This window comes from Leptotrichia hongkongensis (assembly GCF_007990635.1).
GTDB classification, from domain to species: domain Bacteria; phylum Fusobacteriota; class Fusobacteriia; order Fusobacteriales; family Leptotrichiaceae; genus Leptotrichia; species Leptotrichia hongkongensis.
Map to the genome: position 1 here is coordinate 73863 of NZ_AP019846.1, position 19010 is coordinate 92872.

The 19010-nt window shown below is 29.0% G+C and carries 16 protein-coding genes and 1 pseudogene; 11 read left to right on the plus strand and 6 right to left on the minus strand.

Going from position 1 to position 19010, the window contains the following annotated elements; genetic code table 11:
- Positions 1 to 568: 568 nt before the first annotated feature.
- Complete coding sequence (locus tag FVE75_RS00345; RefSeq protein WP_147006419.1) at positions 569 to 1402, plus strand: glycosyltransferase family 2 protein; 834 nt, start codon at positions 569 to 571, stop codon at positions 1400 to 1402.
- Between the two features lie 907 nt (positions 1403 to 2309).
- The gene (locus FVE75_RS00350) at positions 2310 to 3326 is read left to right on the plus strand and encodes a glycoside hydrolase family 16 protein (RefSeq protein ID WP_147004717.1); all 1017 of its coding nucleotides are present in this window, start codon (positions 2310 to 2312) and stop codon (positions 3324 to 3326) included.
- A 468-nt stretch (positions 3327 to 3794) separates the two neighbouring features.
- Here the strand turns inward: FVE75_RS00350 and rfbC are convergent, their stop codons facing one another.
- The 4 genes and pseudogenes from rfbC to FVE75_RS11890 form a co-directional block, all read right to left on the minus strand.
- Complete coding sequence (gene rfbC / locus FVE75_RS00355; protein ID WP_147004718.1) at positions 3795 to 4367, minus strand: dTDP-4-dehydrorhamnose 3,5-epimerase; 573 nt, start codon at positions 4365 to 4367, stop codon at positions 3795 to 3797.
- Positions 4368 to 4397: 30 nt separating this feature from the next.
- Complete coding sequence (locus tag FVE75_RS00360; protein ID WP_021744573.1) at positions 4398 to 5603, minus strand: dTDP-glucose 4,6-dehydratase; 1206 nt, start codon at positions 5601 to 5603, stop codon at positions 4398 to 4400.
- 550 nt (positions 5604 to 6153) lie between these two features.
- Positions 6154 to 6708, minus strand: coding sequence for a hypothetical protein (locus FVE75_RS11125; protein WP_232052561.1), 555 nt, complete (start codon positions 6706 to 6708; stop codon positions 6154 to 6156).
- A gap of 666 nt (positions 6709 to 7374) precedes the next feature.
- A pseudogene (locus tag FVE75_RS11890) lies at positions 7375 to 8293 on the minus strand (DDE-type integrase/transposase/recombinase).
- Between the two features lie 344 nt (positions 8294 to 8637).
- Between FVE75_RS11890 and FVE75_RS00375 the strand changes: the two are divergent.
- The 3 genes from FVE75_RS00375 (at position 8638) to FVE75_RS00385 (ending at position 11732) form a co-directional block, all read left to right on the plus strand.
- Positions 8638 to 9531, plus strand: a complete 894-nt coding sequence (locus FVE75_RS00375) for a tetratricopeptide repeat protein (protein ID WP_147004719.1) — start codon at positions 8638 to 8640, stop codon at positions 9529 to 9531.
- 50 nt (positions 9532 to 9581) lie between these two features.
- On the plus strand, positions 9582 to 9905 hold the full coding sequence (ylxM, locus tag FVE75_RS00380; protein WP_147004720.1) for a YlxM family DNA-binding protein: 324 nt from the start codon (positions 9582 to 9584) through the stop codon (positions 9903 to 9905).
- 405 nt (positions 9906 to 10310) lie between these two features.
- Positions 10311 to 11732: a 6-phospho-beta-glucosidase gene (locus FVE75_RS00385; protein ID WP_147004721.1), complete on the plus strand. Its 1422-nt coding sequence runs from the start codon at positions 10311 to 10313 to the stop codon at positions 11730 to 11732.
- Positions 11733 to 11933: 201 nt separating this feature from the next.
- Here the strand turns inward: FVE75_RS00385 and FVE75_RS00390 are convergent, their stop codons facing one another.
- Positions 11934 to 12116, minus strand: a complete 183-nt coding sequence (locus tag FVE75_RS00390; RefSeq protein ID WP_147004722.1) for a hypothetical protein — start codon at positions 12114 to 12116, stop codon at positions 11934 to 11936.
- Positions 12117 to 12327: 211 nt separating this feature from the next.
- Between FVE75_RS00390 and FVE75_RS00395 the strand changes: the two genes are divergently transcribed.
- The 4 genes from FVE75_RS00395 to FVE75_RS00410 all read left to right on the plus strand — a co-directional run bounded on the left by FVE75_RS00395 (position 12328) and on the right by FVE75_RS00410 (position 14884).
- On the plus strand, positions 12328 to 13068 hold the full coding sequence (locus tag FVE75_RS00395) for a TraX family protein (protein WP_147004723.1): 741 nt from the start codon (positions 12328 to 12330) through the stop codon (positions 13066 to 13068).
- Positions 13069 to 13088: 20 nt separating this feature from the next.
- The gene (locus FVE75_RS00400; protein ID WP_147004724.1) at positions 13089 to 13772 is read left to right on the plus strand and encodes a YczE/YyaS/YitT family protein; all 684 of its coding nucleotides are present in this window, start codon (positions 13089 to 13091) and stop codon (positions 13770 to 13772) included.
- A 38-nt stretch (positions 13773 to 13810) separates the two neighbouring features.
- A complete protein-coding gene (locus FVE75_RS00405; RefSeq protein ID WP_147004725.1) occupies positions 13811 to 14197 on the plus strand; it encodes a VOC family protein in 387 nt (128 codons plus the stop codon).
- A 93-nt stretch (positions 14198 to 14290) separates the two neighbouring features.
- On the plus strand, positions 14291 to 14884 hold the full coding sequence (locus FVE75_RS00410; protein ID WP_147004726.1) for a flavin reductase family protein: 594 nt from the start codon (positions 14291 to 14293) through the stop codon (positions 14882 to 14884).
- An 89-nt stretch (positions 14885 to 14973) separates the two neighbouring features.
- Here FVE75_RS00410 and FVE75_RS00415 read toward each other — a convergent pair whose 3' ends face one another.
- Complete coding sequence (locus FVE75_RS00415) at positions 14974 to 15531, minus strand: TetR/AcrR family transcriptional regulator (protein WP_147004727.1); 558 nt, start codon at positions 15529 to 15531, stop codon at positions 14974 to 14976.
- Positions 15532 to 15783: 252 nt separating this feature from the next.
- On the opposite strand from FVE75_RS00415, the gene FVE75_RS00420 reads away from it, so the two are divergent.
- Positions 15784 to 17010 carry an NADH:flavin oxidoreductase/NADH oxidase family protein gene (locus FVE75_RS00420; protein ID WP_147004728.1) on the plus strand — a complete coding sequence of 409 codons (1227 nt, stop codon included), beginning with the start codon at positions 15784 to 15786 and terminating at the stop codon, positions 17008 to 17010.
- A 128-nt stretch (positions 17011 to 17138) separates the two neighbouring features.
- Entirely contained in the window at positions 17139 to 18887 is a 1749-nt protein-coding gene (locus tag FVE75_RS00425) for an ABC-ATPase domain-containing protein (protein ID WP_232052562.1), read from the plus strand.
- Positions 18888 to 19010: the final 123 nt, after the last annotated feature.

Below are 19010 nucleotides of genomic sequence, written 5' to 3' on the forward strand. Positions count from 1 at the left end.
CTTATCTTTCTTGCTGAGCGAATGACTTTATCTCTGAAAGTTTTCTTCTTATCTTATCTTTTATTTTATTTGAAATTGTGTAATTCCTGTCTATAATTTCTATTAAAAAAGTTATTATTTTGTCATATGTAGTACAAGTACATATCTGTTTTTCTACATGAAGTATAATTCTACTGTTCTCGTAACATAGTTTTCTTTGTATTAACAGTTTCTGTAATTATGTAAATTCAATCCTTGTATTACATGTGTTATAATAATTCAGTTTTATATTATATCTTGTTTCATATACATGGTAGATATTGTTGGCAGGTAATTTTTTCTATTTTTACTCCTTTTATTTTTTTGCACCCGTGTATATTATAGAGCCTGAATAAATAAAAAATTTTTTAAAAAAGGTTTTACAAACTTTTGAATCATTGTATATTTTGAATGGATAGTGATTTATACAAGATTTTAATTTTTAAATGGTAAAATTAAGATGAATATAGTGTATGTAAAAATTTAGTTGTTTGATTATAGGGAAAATGGTATAATTTTATAAATAAAAAATATGTATAGAGGTTGGATTATGTATGATTTTACAGCTTGTATTGTTACATATAATACGAAGCATGATGAATTAAGAAAGATTATTGGGTGTTTTCAAAAGATAAGAATTAGATTTAAGTTATGGATTTCTGATAATTCTGAAAAAGATGAATTGAGAGAAGTTATAAAAGGATTCTCAGATGATAGAATTGAGTATATTTTTAATAATTCAAATGATGGATTTGGAGCAGGGCATAATGTTGTAATTAAGAAATTGATTTTGGGAGAAGTAAAGTCGGAATTCCATCTGATGGTGAATGCTGATGTTTTTTTTGAAGAAAATACTATTGAGAAAATTGTAGAATACATGAGAGAGAATAAAGATATTGGACAGATTGGGCCAAAAATATATGGAGTTGATGGAGAAGTAACAAAATCTTGCAGATTAATTCCATCGCCTATGAATTTAATATTTAGGAGGTTTTTGCCAATCAAGGCGATTGTTGACAAATTGGATTATGATTATGAAATGAAATGGTATGATTATGAAGAAATAATAGATGTTCCAATTTTATCAGGATGCTTTATTTTTGTTCGTACAGATGTGTTAAAGGAGATTTGTGGATTTGACAAAAGATATTTTATGTATATGGAGGATTATGACTTATGTAGACAGATTGGTAAGAAGTATAGGGTTGTTTTTTATCCTGAAGCAAAAATAATTCATGAGCATGGGAAGGCATCTTATAAGTCATGGAAAATGATGATGATGCATGTAAAATCAGCTATAAAGTATTTTAATAAGTGGGGATGGTTTTTTGATAAGGAGCGGAAAGAGAAAAATATAGAATGTATGAAAAAATATAGAAAATAGGTTACCACTGAAATATTGTATTTACTTATTTTACAAAGTAGGTTTGTTTGAAAATCTAATGGTATTATGAATTTAGAATATTGTGGGTAATAAAGTTTAGTTATTGTATTATGTTTAATTGTCATTTTTAGGATAATATTAATTGTTATTAATGGGTAAATATTAATTCTGTATCTATTAAATATTTTAGTAATTAATTTTATTTTAGTAGTATTTTAGTTTATTTTTTGATTTATGGTAAAATATTCATAGTTCATAATATATTTTTTTATTAATATTTTTGTAGTAATTAACATTTTATACTAAACCCTGTTTAAATAATGAAATTATTACTAACTTTTCTAATAAAGGATGAAAATCTAGTATTTCAAAATAATTAAAATATAATTTTTTTATTTTAATAAACTGATGTAGATGTTAATTGCTAGTATAAATCTTTACTTCAAGATAAGGATTTATGGTAATGAGCAAACCTACGAGAATAAAAAATAAAAAAATTTGAATGATTATAAATTAGTTATTGAACAATCTTATTATAAAAATTAATTTTTATTTTTTAACGGAGAATAGTGTTAACAAGAAATTATCATGGTTTTTATATTTTCTAGGATTGTCACAATTATATAATCTACGGAATAAAAAATTAGTTGATTTTATTTGTGAATTAGTATAAAATACTTGAGAGTATGTTATAAAATTGTTTTAAATTTTTACAAATGTAAGTATAATTTATAGATAATTGTAAAAATAATAATATAAAAACTCAATGAATACAAGAATTTCTATGCAAAATATTAAAATTTTACGGTAAAGGTGCTGGAGAAAAATTGTAAAAATATTGTAGTTATTAGGGATTTTAAACTTTTATAAATGAAAAAAGATAATTAAAAAAGGAGAAAAAAGAAGAATGAAAAAAAAGATTTTTTTAAGGGCAGTTTTGTTTGTACTGGCTGGAAATATGGTATTTGCAGCAGGTGAGAATAAGAAGATAGATACTTCTCAAAAAATCGAGGTTATTGAAAGTGAAGTACAACAAAAGATTGGAAATATAGAAGGGAAAGCTGAAGTTGAGGTGAAAAGCTCTAGAAGAAGTAAGTTGAACAGATTTATTTCCAAAGTAACAGGAAAAAGCTGGAAAATGGTTTGGAATGATGAATTTAATGGGAATCAGCTAGATAGTACGAAATGGGCTTATTGGGAAAATGGGAATCCTTGGAATGCGGGGAACTATTTAGATGAAAATGGAAATTTGGTCAATCAATATGGATTTGATGCGAAACATTTTTATTTGAGAGATAATGTTAGAGTTGAAAATGGGAATATGATTATAACACTAAAGAAGGAAACTGATAAAAAAGTTAATATTAATGGTGTAGAAAGACGTATTCTTTATAGTTCAGGTGCGATTCACACAAGAAATCTTTATAATGTGCAGTATGGAAAAATTGAAATGAGAGCGGCTATGCCTGAAGGAATTGGGACTTGGCCTGCGTTTTGGATGTGGCCCGCAGGATATTCTCAAGTGGATGGAAATGCAAATGGTGAAATCGATATAGTGGAAACTTATGGAGATGATATGCGACGTGCGACAGGGACACTTCACGTTCTTAAAAGTGATAATACTTATGAGACATTTGATGGAGATGATTATAAACTAAGTAAATGGCCTAGGGAAAAATTGACAAACTTTAATACTTATGCCGTGGAATGGGATGATAAAGGAATAAAATGGTTATTTAATAATAAAGTATATAAAAAATTCTCTTACAAGGAACTGGAAAAAAGAGGGTTACAAAACCCATTTAACCAACCATATTTCATAATGATAAATGTTGCTTTGAGCAAGAAAACTGGAGAAGATGGGGATGTCAACTTTCCGACAGAAATGAAAGTTGATTATGTAAGGGTTTATCAGAAAAAATAATTTATACCAAACCCATTTAAAAATAGGAATAAATTTTTATAATAGGATTGTTTAATAGCTAACTCATAATCATTAAATTAAATCATTTTTTTTATTTTTGTAGGATTGCTCATTGCCGCAAATCCTACAACCTATGGCTAGTCTACGACATTTTTCTGCACTGCCAAAAAACTCGCTATGCTCAGACAGTTTTGCCAGCACAGAAAAATGCTCCGACGGGTTATTTATATTAGAGTCTGATTAAAAAATGAAAATTATATTTTAATTATTTGAAAATATTAGGTTTATATACTTTATTAATTAGAAAAGTTTGTAATAATTTCGTTATTTAAACGGAGTTTAGTATTAATTTGATTAGCGTGAATATAGGTGAATTAGACAGGAAGATTTTTGAAAAAAGTTTTTCTGTCTTTTTTGTAAAAGAAAAAAGCTATCTCAATAAGAAATAGCTAATTTTAGATTTTTTTATTATTCAAAATAATTTTTATTTTTATCAAATTTCTGTTGAACTTTATCCTTTTCAGAAATTGTCAGTTCATCGGGATTTATTCCAAATTCTTCAAATTTCCAGTCGATATTTAAAGTTTTGTCGCTCCATAAAAGTCCGCTGTCGTATTCTGGAGCATATAAATTTGTACATCTGTAAACAAATTCTGTTTCATCTTCAAGTGTTAGAAATCCATGTGCAAAGCCTTCTGGAACGTAGAACATTAATTTGTTTTCAGCAGATAATTTTACTGCGTACCATTTTCCAAAAGTTTCGCTTCCTTTTCTTAAATCAACTGCCACATCGTAGACACTTCCTTTTATTACTCGTACTAATTTTCCTTGAGTGTGTTTTGTCTGGAAGTGAAGTCCACGTAAAACCCCTTTTTTGGATTTTGAGTGATTGTCTTGGACGAAGTTCATGGTAAGTCCTAATTCCTCAAAGGATTTTTGGTTGTAAGTTTCCATAAAAAATCCTCTTTCATCTCCAAAAACTTTTGGCTCGATTATTACTAAATCTTTTATTGGGGTTTCTTTTATTGTAAAATTGTTCATTAATTTGCTCCTTTTTTTATATAAATTTGATTATTTATTTCCGTACATTTCTTCGTAATATTTTTGATAATCTCCTGAGACTACTTCATTTACCCAGTCCTGATGTTCCAAGTACCATTTTACAGTTTTTCTGATACCTGTTTCAAAATCTGTTTCTGGATACCATCCTAAATCCCTTGCAATTTTAGAAGGGTCAATAGCATATCTCATATCGTGTCCAAGTCTATCTTGAACATAAGTAATCAAATCATAATTTATATTTTGCAAGTCAGTTTTTAGAACTTTTTTATATTCGTCATTATTTTCAATTTCTTCTTTTAAAATGTCGATAACCAGTTTTACAATATTAATATTTTGTTCTTCGTTAAAACCACCAATATTGTAAATTTCGTAAATATTGGCATTTCTTAAAACTAAGTCGATTCCTTTACAGTGATCTTCTACGTAAAGCCAATCCCTTACATTGTCCCCTTTTCCGTAAACTGGCAACTTTTTACCTTCCAGTACGTTTTTAATCATAAGTGGGATTAATTTTTCTGGGAAATGGTAAGGTCCGTAGTTGTTTGAACATCTTGTAATATTTATTGGCATTTTGTAAGTTTCACCGTAGGCAATTACGATGTGGTCGGCACTCGCTTTGGAAGCTGAATATGGGCTTCTTGGGTCAAGTGAAGTTTTTTCTGTGAAGAAATTTTTTCCGTAAGTTTTTAAATTCGTTCTATTTTTTACAACTTTTTTCACTTCTTCATCATCAATTACCAAGTCAATCGCTGTGTCATAATCTTTTGAAAGACTTCCGTAAACTTCGTCTGTGGAAACTTGTAAATATTTTACACCTTCTCTGTAAACTGGATATCCATTTTCATCTTTTGAAACAGTCCATGCTTTTTTAGCATTTTCCAAAAGATTTTGCGTACCAAGAATGTTTGTTTCTAAAAATATCTGCGGATTTTCAATAGAACGATCAACGTGTGATTCGGCTGCAAAGTTTACAACAAAGTCAATTTCATTTTCAGAAAAAATTCTCGCAATTTCCTTTTGGTCACGAATATCAACTTTTTCAAATTTTACTCTTTCATCTTTAATTTCTTCAGCAATCGTACCTAAATTACCAGCATAAGTTAGCACGTCTACGACAATTACCTTAATTTCATCATTTTTATATTTATTCAAAATATATTTTAAATAATTGGCACCGATAAAGCCTGCTGCACCTGTCACTAAATATGTTTTCATATTTCCTCCTAATTAATTTACTGTAATTTACAGTTTTTTATTTATCATCACCAATTAAATTATACAATTTTTTTTGATTTTTTCCAAATAAAAATTGTTATAGTAAAGTCATTTTAAAATTATGATAATTTTATAAAAGTTTATTAATTTTTTTTATTAGTTTTTTTTGGAATATGAATACATTTATTTGTTTTTCTGGGATTGTATATCATAATTCTAGAATAAGATTTTTTTATATTTTTTTTGAAGGAAGTCTTTTCTGGGTGAAGTTTTATATATTTTTCAATTAATTTTAAAATTTTGTAAATTTCAATGAATATTGGAAGAAGAACCATAATAAAAATTAGCAGGTAAGATTTTGAGAAATATGAAAAAATAATGCTTGTCAGACTGTAACCTTTTTTTGAATTTGTGTCAAAGAACAAATTAAATATTATATTTCTCATTAATAGAGTCTGAATTAATGCTATTGGGAACATTATAAGCTTTATTGTTCTTAGGATAGCAAAAACAGATTTTTTTATTGTCTGTATGTTTTTTTCATCTGACATTAGAGAGTTAATAATTTTTCTTTTTCTTCAAATGGAAAATTGTAATACTCATATTCTATTAGAATAAAAATTATTAAAAATACAAATAAAAATATATTTATTGTCTTTTTTATCTGTAAATTTGTTCCCATTACCCCAAAATCACTGATTTTCTTACTAGTGTCTCTTAATTCAAAATTATTATTTAATATTAAAGTTTCACCATTTTCCAGTTTAATTATTTTTCCGTATACTTCTCCTTCAATAGTTTCTTTATTTTTTAGTTTTATTTTTACAATATCCCAGTTAAAATAAATAATTTTTCCTTTTAACCACATAATTTCATTTTTTTCATTGATAAAAGATAAATTTACCTTGTTGTTATCATCAATCACAGTATCTTTAATATTTATAAAGCCCTTTTGAGAATCCTCATAAGTTATAATTTTTAGGTTTTTGTCTATTTTCCACTTTATTTTGCTGTCTTTGTTTATTATTTCGATGGAACTGTTTTTTAAGTCATCAATGGAATTTATTTCAGCATTTTTTATCAGAATAGATTTTTTATTTAACATTTCCAGCTCATTTTTGTGGGAATTAAGAAAATATCCTATTCCAAGAAATATTATTATTGCAGGAAATATTTTTTATATTGAAATTGTAATAATAGGCACTAAAAATTTTCTTTTTTATAATTGTGGTAATTAATATTGAAAAAAGTGATAAGATAATGATGATTATGGCAAAAACATAGATAAAATAATTATATCCCTTTAAATTTAACGATATATTTAAAAAAGAAATATAAAATAAGGTTATAAACAAAATTCTGATAATATAACTATTTATATTAATAATTGATATTTTTCCACTTTTTGCCTCCTGAATCTTTTCTATTTTTTTATTAATTTTATTTTTATTGAATTTTGCTTGCTTCAATTTTTCATTCAGCAGTCTCAATTTTCTATTTAGTTCATTTAACAGTTTTGTATTGTCATTTAATTCTTTTTTTCGCTTATTTTTATAGTATTTTTTAGAAATTCTATAATTTCTATTTTACTTTTGAACATTTCTTTCATAATTTTCCTCCTTTACTGCTAAATTTCGTTTTGTTATTATAGCATATATTTTATTATTTTTTCCATATATAAATTATAGAATAGCGAATTGATGTGTATAGATGTCAAACATTTGTTACAAAAATATATTAAAAAATATTTCTTTCCTAATGTATCTTTAACCTACTGATTTTCCTTGTACTCTTTTAATACTTCATTTGGACTCTTAAAGCCCAGTACTTTTCTTGATATGTTGTTGTATCTTGTATTGTATTTCCTTATTGCCCTTAACAGTTCTTCCTTGCTTTTAAATTTCTTGTCTGCATAGTACTTGCTGTCAAGCCTGTGGCTTCTTTCCACTTTTCCATTCTCCCATGGCGAATATGGACGGGTTGTCACGTACTCTATCCCCTTCTCCTCCAGTTTCAGCTCAAACAGTGTTTTCTTATCACTTTCAGAATTTGTGAACTCTTTCCCATTATCTGTCTGAACTTTCTTTATGTCAAATCCCAGCTCCCTTTCCAAGTTCTCTAGAAACTTTGCAGTCTGATAGGTGCTTTTTTCATCTGCTATCCTTAACACTCTTTTTCTTGTATATTCATCTAATGCTGTTATTTGATAATACTTCTGGTCACGTGTTCCAAACTGTATGCATTCTTCTGGAACATATTTTATGTCTATCTGCACTCTTTCCCCAGGTACTTCGCCTGTTCAACTTTCTTTTTCTTTTATGCTGCTTTTTAGGCTTTTCTTTGGCATTGCCCTTCATTTTCCTTATTATCTTGCACATTGAATCGTATGTACGGCTGTAGCCTTCCTTTCTTGCTTTAACATAGACTTCTGCCAGCCCTTCATAGCCAAATTTCCTGTACTTTTTCATAACCAGCTCTATTTCTTCTTGCGTGTGCTGGTTTGGGTGGCTTTTAGGTCTTCTGCTTTTTGGCAGAAGAGACTGGACTGTTCCGTCGTATCTGTCTCTCCAACGTTTTATCTGCTGACGTGATGTCTTATACTTCACTGCTGCCTTTGAATTATTATTATGTTTTATTGCATACTCAATTGCCCGTTGACGAACACGGTATATTTCTGATATACTACTCATATGAAAGGTTTCTCCTTAATGTGGTTTGGTAGATTTACATTATATCAGAAACCTTTCTTTTTTTGTATATTCTTGTCACATATGTATTATCTCACAACATAAATTATAGAATAGCGAATTGATGAAATTTGTATTATACTCGAACCCATTTAAAATTGAACTGATAGAAATTATATAATTTAGAGTTTGAGTAAAATAGTCATAATTTTTGAGTTCTGTTTTAAACTAGTTTTACTATAGTATTCTTGAAAAAAATTAGATTTATTGTAGAATTTGTGGTATTATAAATAAATAATGGCATTGTAATTAGAAAATAAAATTTTTTAAAAAAAGGAAACTTGTAGATGACTGGGAGAGAAAAGGAAATAAAAGAGGCTAGAATAAAAGAATTGCTAGCAAAAAGAGAAGAATATTTAAATAATGGCGAAATTGAAAAAGAAATTAATGTTTTAAGAGAATTAAGAGTATTGTTTAAGAGAGTTTTTGGACAGGAAAGTGAAGAGAATGCGAAGATTCTGACAGAACTTGGAAATGCGTTAAAATATGTGGGAAAATTTGAAGAATCTATAAGGCTATTAACAAAGGCGGAAAAAATTGTTTTAAAGAATTATGGAGAAAATAGTCTTGCTTTTGTAACTTGTAATGCTAATATTGCTGAAGTTTATAGAGTTATGAAAAAGTATGAAAAAGTTGAGGAAAAATATCATAAGGCTATAAAAATTTATAAAAAAAATAATTTTAGGAATGGATATGTTTTTTCAGGGATATGTAATAATTTAGGGCTTTTTTATGAAGAGTGTGAACAGTATCAGGATTCAATAAAATGGCAGAAAAAAAGTTTAGAAATATTAAAAGAGTTGGAGAATAGCGAAATTCAGGAAGCAATTATATTAAGCAATATGGTAAAATCCTACATAAAGCTTGATGAAAAGAAATTGGCAGAAAATACCATGGAAAAAGCTTTGGAAATATTACAAAATCAAGTTGGAGAAAACAGTAACTTATATTTAAATATTTTGAATAACTTAGTAAATGTGTGTTTTGAAAACAAAAGCTATAAAAAAACTTTAGAGTTGATAGAAAAATATAAAAAAATTTATAAAAGTATTTTGGGAACTGAAAATGACAATTATAAAAATATTTTAGAAAAAATAAAGATTGTAAAAAAAGAGATTGATAAAAATAAAATGGAACAGTATGTTTGGAAAAATAAAGCTGTAAGAAAATTAAAGAATTAGTAATTTAAAACTAAACAGGATAAACTATAAAAAATGGAGTTGAATAAATTATGGATAAATTAGAAGATTTTTTGAAATATTCTGTGCTATTTTCTTATTATGGCGAACTTTTCCCGAAAAAGAAAAGGCAGTATCTGGAACTTTATCTTGAAGAGAACAGTTCCCTTTCAGAAATCGCTGAACAGTATGGAGTAACAAGACAGGCAGTTTTTGACAATATAAAAAAAGGAGTTCAAAAACTGGATGAATATGAGAGCAAACTTGGAATATTTGAGAAAGAAAAAGAACTGAAGAGAAAATTGGAACATTTGAGAAAAAATTTTACTATGAAAAATCTTGAAAAAATAATAGAAGACTTTGATTACACAGAATAATTTTTCAAATGGAAAAACAAAAATAAAAAATAAACTGCTATTGACAAATACAAAAGTTGGGGTATAATATTTATGTAAAGAATATGTAAAATTATAAATTAAGGTTATTACTATTTGGATTAGACAAAACTGAAACGGCGGGAAATGCTTCTAAAAAACGTTTTCCACCTTTGGTTTTGCCTTTTTTATTTTCAGATTGTTAATATTTCGCTAAAGAAAAATCTTGTAAAAAAATAAAGGATACTTATTAGTAAACTTGAGAAGGAAAAAAATTACGAAAAATGAAAGGGGAAAATAAAAAAATAAGAAATATTCTTGTTTTTGTGAGATTTTAGTGCTATATTTTTGATGTAAATAAAATTATTAAAAATATTAAATACAAAAGTTTTTTAGGAGGAGGTAGAAATGGGATTTAGAAAAGACTTTTTATGGGGCGGAGCTACTGCCGCAAATCAGCTTGAAGGAGCTTATAATGTGGATGGAAGAGGGCTTGCCAATGTGGATTTGTCGCCAGTTGGGGAAGACAGGCTTGCTGTGATTACTGGCGAGCGAAAAATGCTGGAATTTGACGATGAGCATTTTTATCCTGCTAAAGGGGCGATTGATTTTTATCATAGATACAAGGAAGATATTGCATTATTTGCAGAAATAGGATTTAAGACCTATAGAATGTCGATAGCATGGACTCGTATTTTCCCAAATGGAGATGAAGAAACTCCAAATGAAAAAGGGCTTGAATTTTATGAAAATGTATTTAAGGAATGTAGAAAATACGGTATTGAGCCATTAGTTACAATAACGCACTTTGATTTTCCTATTCACTTAATCAAAGAATATGGCGGATGGAGAAACAGAAAAGTTATTGATTTTTACAAAAGATTGTGTACTGTAATTTTTACTAGATATAAAGGACTTGTAAAATACTGGCTTACATTTAATGAAATTAATATTTTGTTACATGCACCGTTTATGGGAGCAGGAATTGTTTTTGAAGAAGGGGAGAATAAAAATCAGGTTTTATATACTGCGGCACACAACGAATTGGTGGCAAGCGCTTGGGCTACAAAAATTGGGCATGAAATTGATCCGGAAAATAAAATTGGATGTATGCTTGCAGCCGGGAAATTTTATGCACTTACTTCTAAGCCTGAAGATGTATGGACTGCACTTGAAAAAGACAGAGAAAATTATTTTTTCATAGATGTGCAGGCTCGTGGATATTATCCTGCCTATGCTAAGAAATTTTTTGAAAGAGAAAATATAAACATTGGAATTACAGATGAAGATGAGCAAATTTTGAGAGAAAATCCAGTTGATTTTGTAAGTTTTTCTTATTATACAACTCGCTGTATCTCTGCTGAAGCTGATAGACTTGGAGAAGGAAACTTGCTAAAGACAATGAGAAATCCGTATATTGAAGTGACAGACTGGGGATGGGGATTAGATCCGTTAGGATTTAGAACGACAATAAACGAAATTTATGACAGATACCAAAAACCGTTATTTGTTGTGGAAAACGGGCTTGGAGCCGTGGATGTTCCAAATGCAGATGGATATGTGGAAGATGATTATAGAATTGGCTATTTAAGAGATCATATAAAGGCAATGAAGGAAGCGGTTGAACTGGATGGAGTAGAACTTCTAGGGTATACAACTTGGGGGCCTATCGACTTAGTAAGTGCGGGAACTGGAGAAATGAAAAAACGTTACGGATTTATCTATGTAGATAGAGATAACGATGGAAATGGAACATTGAAGAGAAGCAAGAAAAAATCATTTGATTGGTATAAAAAAGTTATTGCAAGTAATGGAGAAGATTTGGATTAGCATTTGAAATTATTTATTGAAGAAATTAGTAAAAAATAAGAGGATTTTTAAAATAGCGAATCCCCTTTGCTTTTGTATCAAACTTTTTAAAATGAAACTGAGAAACTTAAATAAAATGCGAATTATAGAAAAAATAAAAATGTAATAATAAAACCTTCTGAAAATAGGAATAAATTTTTATAATAACTATTTCATAATTATTCAACTTTTTTCTTTTTTATTTTCGTAGGATTGCTCATCGCCGCAAAACCTTATCTTGCAGTAAAGGTTTATCCTGATAATCAAAATATTTGGCAAGATTGCTACGCAATAACCTATGGCTAGTCTACGACATTTTTCTGCACTGACAAAAAACTCGCTATGCTCAAACAGTTTTGCCAGCACAGAAAAACGCTCCGACAGATTAGTTTATGATAGATTTTGTTAAAAAAGTAAAAATTATATTTTAATTGTTTAAAAATATTAGGTTTTTATTTTTAAAAAAAAATTTTAATAAATTCGCTATTTAAACAGGGGTTTAGTATTAAAATGAAATTGAGAAACTTAAATAATATCAGAATTTTATAAAAAATAAAAATACAAAGGGAGAATTGGTATGAGTATATTTTATGGAAATAATAGATTTAGCAAGATAAGAGTCTTTTCAGGAGCACAATTAAAATATATCGCTTTTTTATCAATGTTGATTGATCACGTGAATAAGGCTTTGATGTATCCTTTGCTAACAGAAAATGGATTTTTAAGATATGTGAGCGATGTATTTGATATTTTGGGAAGAGTTGCATTTCCGCTTTTTATGTTTTTTCTTGTGGAAGGTTTTTTTAAAACAGGAAATAGATTCAAATATCTTTTAAATCTGATTGTTTTTGGAATTATTTCTGAAATTCCATTTGACTTGTTCCAGTCGGCAGTACTTTTTCAGCCAAATTCAAATAACGTAATGTTTACATTGGCTTTAGCATTAGTTATGATTTGGGTTATTGATGAATTGAAAGTGCCAAAATCATATATAATTCCTCCAGTATTATGGTTTCCTGTTTCAATAATAATTGTTATAACAACTTGCCTGTTGTCCATGATTTGGGGATTGGATTATGAATATCACGGAATTTTGATTGCATATTTTTTCTATATATTTGGTAATAATCCAATATTATCAATTATAGGAGGATATCTTTCGATTGTTAAGACTCCGTGGGCTTTGTTAGGATTTGGCTTGACACTTGCTTATAATGGGGAGAGAGGAAAACAGAATAAAATTTTGAATTATTTGTTTTATCCTGTACATTTATTAATTTTGGGGTTATTGAGGCTGTGTTTTAAAATAGGAATTTAGAATGGAGAAATGGAGAGAAAATGAATAGAATGATAAGAGCATATGGATTGCTCATATTACTTACAATATTAGCGGGGATGGAATTAGCGCTTTTGGTAAAGATGAACGTAGGAGTTGGGCCTTGGGATGCGATGGCACTGTCTTTTTCGTTTTTGACAGGAATAAAAATGGGAACAGTAGCGATAATATGTAATTATTTATGTGTATTGGGACAACTTATTTTACTAAAAAAGGAATTTAAAAAGATAAATTTTTTACAAATACCTATTTCTATGTTGCTGGGATATTCAATTAATTTTTTTGTATATGTAGTTTTTAAAAATATGGCATTTAGTAACTATATTTTCAGAATAACAACTAATATTATAGTACTTGTATCAGTCGCTTTTACAATGGGAGCAATAGTAGTTTTGGGATTACCAACGTTTGCTTTGGAAGGTTTTTGCAGTGCGATTCATGCAAAAACTGGGATTCCTTTTGCAAAATTTAGGCAATGGATAGATTTTTTCTGCGTTGGGCTTGTAGTTATTTTGACACTTGTATTTCCTATAGAATGGAGTCTGCGTGAAGGAACGATAATTAGCATGATTCTTTTTGGACCTTTACTTGGAATATTTATGCCAAGAATTGAAAAACTCTATGAAAAATGGGATTTAGTTGATGGAAAAAGTCAAATTGAGAAAGAAATAGAAGGATTGGAATAAAAAATAAATTTTATAAAAAATATTGAAGGAGATTAGTTATGAAAATAAATCATGTAGCAATTTATGTAAAAGATTTGGAAAAAACAAGGGAATTTTATGAGAAATATTTTGAAGCAAAGGCAAATGAGAAATATCATAATAAAAATACTGGATTACAGACTTACTTCCTAACTTTTCCAGATAGTGAAGCACGGCTTGAAATAATGTCACGTCCTGAACTTTCGGAAAGAAATGATAAAATAATGAATGAAGGCTTTATCCATCTTGCTTTTAGCGTTGGAAACAAAGAAAATGTCGATAAATTGACACAAAGACTTGTAAATGATGGGTTTAGATGTTTAAGCGGACCTAGGACGACTGGAGATGGATATTATGAGAGTGTTGTTGAGGATTGTGAAGGAAATTTGATTGAAATAACAGAATAATAAAATATTTATTTGCAAATTGAGAAAAAAGATTTGAAGAGTATAATTACTAAAAAGACACATAAAAATTTACAGATAAGAGGAGTGGTAATTATGTTTAAAAAATTAGAGAAAAATGGATTTTATTATGGATTTCCAGTATTACTGATGACTACAAAAGATAAAGAAACTGGAAAAAGTAACATAACTCCGTTATCATCTTCATTTGTACTTGGAAAAACAATAGTTGTGGGAATAGGATTTGGAAATAAAGGATTTAAGAATATTGAAGCTGGATCGGATGTAACTTTTAATGTTCCAGATGAAAACTTGTACGAAAGTGTGAAAAAGATTGAAAAATTTACAGGCGATACAGAAATATCAGAAGTAAAGCAGAATCTTGGATATATATACTGTGAAGATAAGTTTAAGATTGCAGGATTTACTGAACTAGCTAGTGAAATGGTAAATTCTGTGAGAATAAAGGAGTGTCCAATTCACATAGAGGCAAAAGTTACAGATATTCAGAAAAAAGACTGGTTTGCCATAGTAACCTGTGAAATACAGGGGATTTTTGTTGATGAAAAAATAATGAAGGATGATTCTCACATCGATACAAAGAAATGGAAACCATTAATTTATAAATTTAGGGAATATACCTCAACAGGCGATAGATTGGGATTGAATTTTAATTTTCAGGAAGTTTAAGAAGAATTTGGAAGTTATTAAAATCAAAGATTCTGTTGTCTTTCAAGAAAGGTTATTTTAAAAAATTGTTTTTTTGATAATTGTTTAAATTAAAAATTTTTAATACCGTTGTAAACAAGACTTTCTATTGTCTCTATAAAATTTTGCAATGGTATTTTTTTTCCATCATTTATCCACTGCTTATAACTTCCTAAAATAGATGAAAATACAAATGATAAAATAATATTACGTAGATAGGGCTCTTTTTCTTTAAAAAATTCTGACTTTTCCCATGTTTTTTTAATAATATTGTTTATCATTTTTTGTAATACATAATCATTTTTTGAATCAATTATTATTTTGTCGTGAGCATTTCCATAAATTTCTGAAAAATCAATAAAAGTATTAATAATATTTTTTAAATCTTTAGGAAAAGAAAGCAATGAAAATTTTTGTATATATTCGTCAGTAATTTTGTCTTGTATTTCTAAAAATAAGTTATCAATGGATGAATAATAACGATAGAAAGTTTTTTTGCTAATTTCAGCTTTTTCAATTAATTCTTTTACAGTTATTTTTTCATAATCCTTTCCTTTAAAAAGTTCAATAAAGGACTTGTGAATATTCCTTATTGTTTTTTTAATTCTTATATCTTCATAATTAATCATAGTTTTACCAGTTTCCTTTCTAAAATAAACTCAAAAATAGTTAAAATTCAAATAATAGAAATTATATAAATTGATAATTTGTAATAGTTTTAAATTTTTTATGCTATAAGGAATTTTACAATGAAAAATACTAAAATGCAACTTTTTTGTACCAAAAGTGTCAAAAGATACTTTTAATAACTAAAAGTTTCTCAAAATAGAAATAAATATGTTAAACTTGTATAGTGAAATATAATAAGTGAAAGGATAAATATGGAAAATCAAATATTATTTACTCCGTTAAAATTAAAAAATGGAGCAGTTATAAAAAATCGTTTTTTAAAATCTGCAATGAGCGAGGGAATGGCAAATTCTAAAACTAATTCTCCAAATGAGTTGCATGTGAATTTATATAGAAAATGGGCAAACGGAGGGACAGGACTTCTGATAACGGGAAATGTTATGATAGATAGACAGGCTTTAGGCGAGCCAGGAAATGTAGTAATAGAAGACGAAAGAGACATGGAAATGCTTAAAAAATCGGCAGAAGCAGGGAAAGAAAATAATACACATATATGGATGCAGATAAACCATCCAGGAAAACAGGCTCCTAAAAGTGTAGCAAAAGAATCTGTTGCACCAAGCGCTATAGAAATTCAAGGAGATTTGAAAAGTGGATTTGTAAAGCCAAGGGAACTTACAAAAGATGAAATAAAAAATTTGATAAAACGTTTTGGAAAAGCAGCGGAAATTGCTAAAAAATCAGGTTTTACAGGAGTTCAAATACATGGAGCACACGGATATTTAATAAGCCAGTTTTTATCATCTGCAGATAATGTGAGAAACGATGAATATGGCGGAAGCATAGAAAATAGAATGAGATTTTTAGTTGATGTATATAATGAAATGAGAGAAAAAGTAGGAAAAGAATTTCCGATAGGATTAAAAATAAATTCATCAGATTTTAGTAACAATGGATTTACAGAAGAGGAGTCTATTATTGTTATAAAAAAAATGTCCGAAATAGGAGTAGATCTTATAGAAATATCAGGTGGAAATTATGAAAATTCTAAAATGCTTTCTGAAAGAGGGGATAATGAAAAGGTATTTTTTATAGATTATGCTAAAAAAGTATTGTCGTTAATAGATACGCCTATCGTAGTTACAGGAGGATTTAAAAAGGTAGAAACTATGCAAAAAGCTATCGAAAAAGAAAAAATATCCATGATAGGAATTGCAAGACCCATAGTAATATATCCAAATTTGCCTAATGAAATCAAAGAAGGGCATATATCATCAGTTTCCTTAGAAAGATTAACAACTGGGTTTAGAGGATTGGATAAAAAATTAGGAGGTCTTATAGGGCTAAGCTATTATGAGCAGCAAATCCGAAGACTTGCAGAGAATAAACCTGTAAAAATTCATAAAAATGCCTGGAGTCCGCTATTATTTACAATATTGTATCATGGAAAGAATGCGTTAAAACCTAGACGAAGATAGGTTTAGTTAAATTAAATAAAGATTGTTAAATTTTATCAGAATCTTTAACCTCATAGGTAAATATATCTATGGGGGTTTTTATATTAAAGTAAAAAAGAATTTGGGAAATAAAAGAGAAGTGTGTTAAAATGAGAATAGAAAGATATATGGCTAGTAAAGGAGAGTTTACAGAAATGAAAAATTATAAAGAATTAGAAAAAATATTATTTTCAATGGATGGAAAAAGTTATTCGCTGTATAAGTCGCTTAAAGGGGAATATAGGTTTGAAAAATATATTCTTGCGATTGATCATGTGCAGTCGGATCCTTATGCTCCGCCTTCAAAAATGAGAGTTGTAATGGATAGGAAAATTTGCGGGATTCCTTGTCAGCTGACAGATACGAAGGATAAGAATATTGCAGTTTCGGATTTTCTTACGAGAAATTTTTACAGGGAAATTCAGAAAAGTGGGAATGACAGTACAGGAACTGGGGGAAGTGGAAGAATTTTTATTGACAGGTGTGGACAGGAAATCTTGGAAAGAACTTCGGTTATGATAAAGGGAGATAAAGTTGAAGTGAGGTTTGAAATGGGGATGCCTGCGAGAGGCAGACAGATAATGGGAAAAGCCGCACAGAAAATTATTTTTGAACAGTTGCCTGAAATTGTCGAAAAATCCATTATTTATGATAATTTGAATAAAAAAGCGTTAAATGAGCAGGTAATTCTAGTGCTGGATCAGGAATATGCGAGAAAAATGTTGAAGGAAAAAGGGCTTGTTGCATTTGTGGCTAATGATTCTGTGCTTCCACGTGAAAGTGGAGTTTCGGATAGACCTATGAAAAATGCAGTTAAGTTTAAAAGTCCAGAAAAATTTGAGATTACATTAAAGCTTCCAAGTGGGAAAGAAATAAGCGGAATGGGGATTCCAAAAGGAATTACGCTAATTGTGGGTGGAGGTTATCACGGTAAATCCACGTTGCTTGCGGCACTTGAAAGAGGAGTTTACAACCATATTGCTCAAGATGGGCGTGAATTTATAATTTCTGAATCGGATGCGGTAAAAATATGTGCGGAAGATGGAAGAAATGTGGAAAAGGTGAATATAAGCGGATTTATCAATAACTTGCCACAAAATAAGGATACAAGGGCTTTTTCAACTGAAAATGCGAGCGGAAGCACGTCGCAGGCGGCAAATGTGGCTGAAGCACTGGAATATGGGACTTCTTTGCTTCTAATAGATGAGGACACTTCGGCTACAAATTTTATGATTCGTGACGGAAGAATGCAAAAACTTGTGGCAAAGGAAAAAGAGCCGATAACACCGTTTATTGACAGGGTAAAGGAACTTTATGACAATTTTGGAGTTTCTACGATATTGATTGTCGGCGGCTCTGGAGATTATTTTGATGTGGCAAATCACGTTATAATGATGGATGAATATGTGCTAAAAGATGTAACAGAAAAAGCAAAAGAGATTGCAAATTTGGATGAAAACAAGCGAGAATTTTCTTCAAATGATAAATTTCAAGGAATTACACAGCGAATTCCACTCAAAAAAAGTTTTTCACAATCTGGAAAACTCGATAAAACAAAAGCCAAAGGGAAATGCAGCATTCTGTATGGAAAGGAATTAATCGACATTTCAGGGCTGGAGCAGCTTGTGGATGACAGCCAGACAAACTGCATTGCTGTAATGATTGACTATTTTAAAAATAAAGTGCTGGATGAAAAACTGACACTTTCGCAAACGGCTGACAGGATTTATGAAAAGATTGAAAAGGACGGGCTTGATTCAATTTCTTCGTACACAGGGCATCCAGGAAATTTGGCATTGCCTAGAAAACAGGAATTTTGTGGGGCGGTGAATAGGTATAGGAAGTTGAAAATAAAATAATCTTTTTATAAATGATAAAGGGAAGAATTTATTTGAGTAAACAGTAAAATAGAATTTGAAAATTAGATACTATTAGTTTAAAATGAAATAGAAAAAAGACTTGCTTGGAATAGTAAATTCTGA

Bases quoted from the DNA above. Each gene is read 5' to 3' on its own strand.
- FVE75_RS00400 (WP_147004724.1), top strand. From the start codon at position 13,089: ATGAATAGAATGATAAGAGCATATGGATTGCTCATATTACTTACAATA.
- FVE75_RS00425 (WP_232052562.1), top strand. From the start codon at position 17,139: ATGAGAATAGAAAGATATATGGCTAGTAAAGGAGAGTTTACAGAAATG.
- FVE75_RS00410 (WP_147004726.1), top strand. From the start codon at position 14,291: ATGTTTAAAAAATTAGAGAAAAATGGATTTTATTATGGATTTCCAGTA.
- FVE75_RS00420 (WP_147004728.1), top strand. From the start codon at position 15,784: ATGGAAAATCAAATATTATTTACTCCGTTAAAATTAAAAAATGGAGCA.
- ylxM (WP_147004720.1), top strand. From the start codon at position 9,582: ATGGATAAATTAGAAGATTTTTTGAAATATTCTGTGCTATTTTCTTAT.
- FVE75_RS00345 (WP_147006419.1), top strand. From the start codon at position 569: ATGTATGATTTTACAGCTTGTATTGTTACATATAATACGAAGCATGAT.
- FVE75_RS00375 (WP_147004719.1), top strand. From the start codon at position 8,638: ATGACTGGGAGAGAAAAGGAAATAAAAGAGGCTAGAATAAAAGAATTG.
- FVE75_RS00360 (WP_021744573.1), bottom strand. From the start codon at position 5,603: ATGAAAACATATTTAGTGACAGGTGCAGCAGGCTTTATCGGTGCCAAT.
- FVE75_RS00350 (WP_147004717.1), top strand. From the start codon at position 2,310: ATGAAAAAAAAGATTTTTTTAAGGGCAGTTTTGTTTGTACTGGCTGGA.
- FVE75_RS00395 (WP_147004723.1), top strand. From the start codon at position 12,328: ATGAGTATATTTTATGGAAATAATAGATTTAGCAAGATAAGAGTCTTT.
- FVE75_RS00385 (WP_147004721.1), top strand. From the start codon at position 10,311: ATGGGATTTAGAAAAGACTTTTTATGGGGCGGAGCTACTGCCGCAAAT.
- FVE75_RS00415 (WP_147004727.1), bottom strand. From the start codon at position 15,531: ATGATTAATTATGAAGATATAAGAATTAAAAAAACAATAAGGAATATT.
- FVE75_RS00405 (WP_147004725.1), top strand. From the start codon at position 13,811: ATGAAAATAAATCATGTAGCAATTTATGTAAAAGATTTGGAAAAAACA.
- FVE75_RS11125 (WP_232052561.1), bottom strand. From the start codon at position 6,708: ATGTTAAATAAAAAATCTATTCTGATAAAAAATGCTGAAATAAATTCC.
- rfbC (WP_147004718.1), bottom strand. From the start codon at position 4,367: ATGAACAATTTTACAATAAAAGAAACCCCAATAAAAGATTTAGTAATA.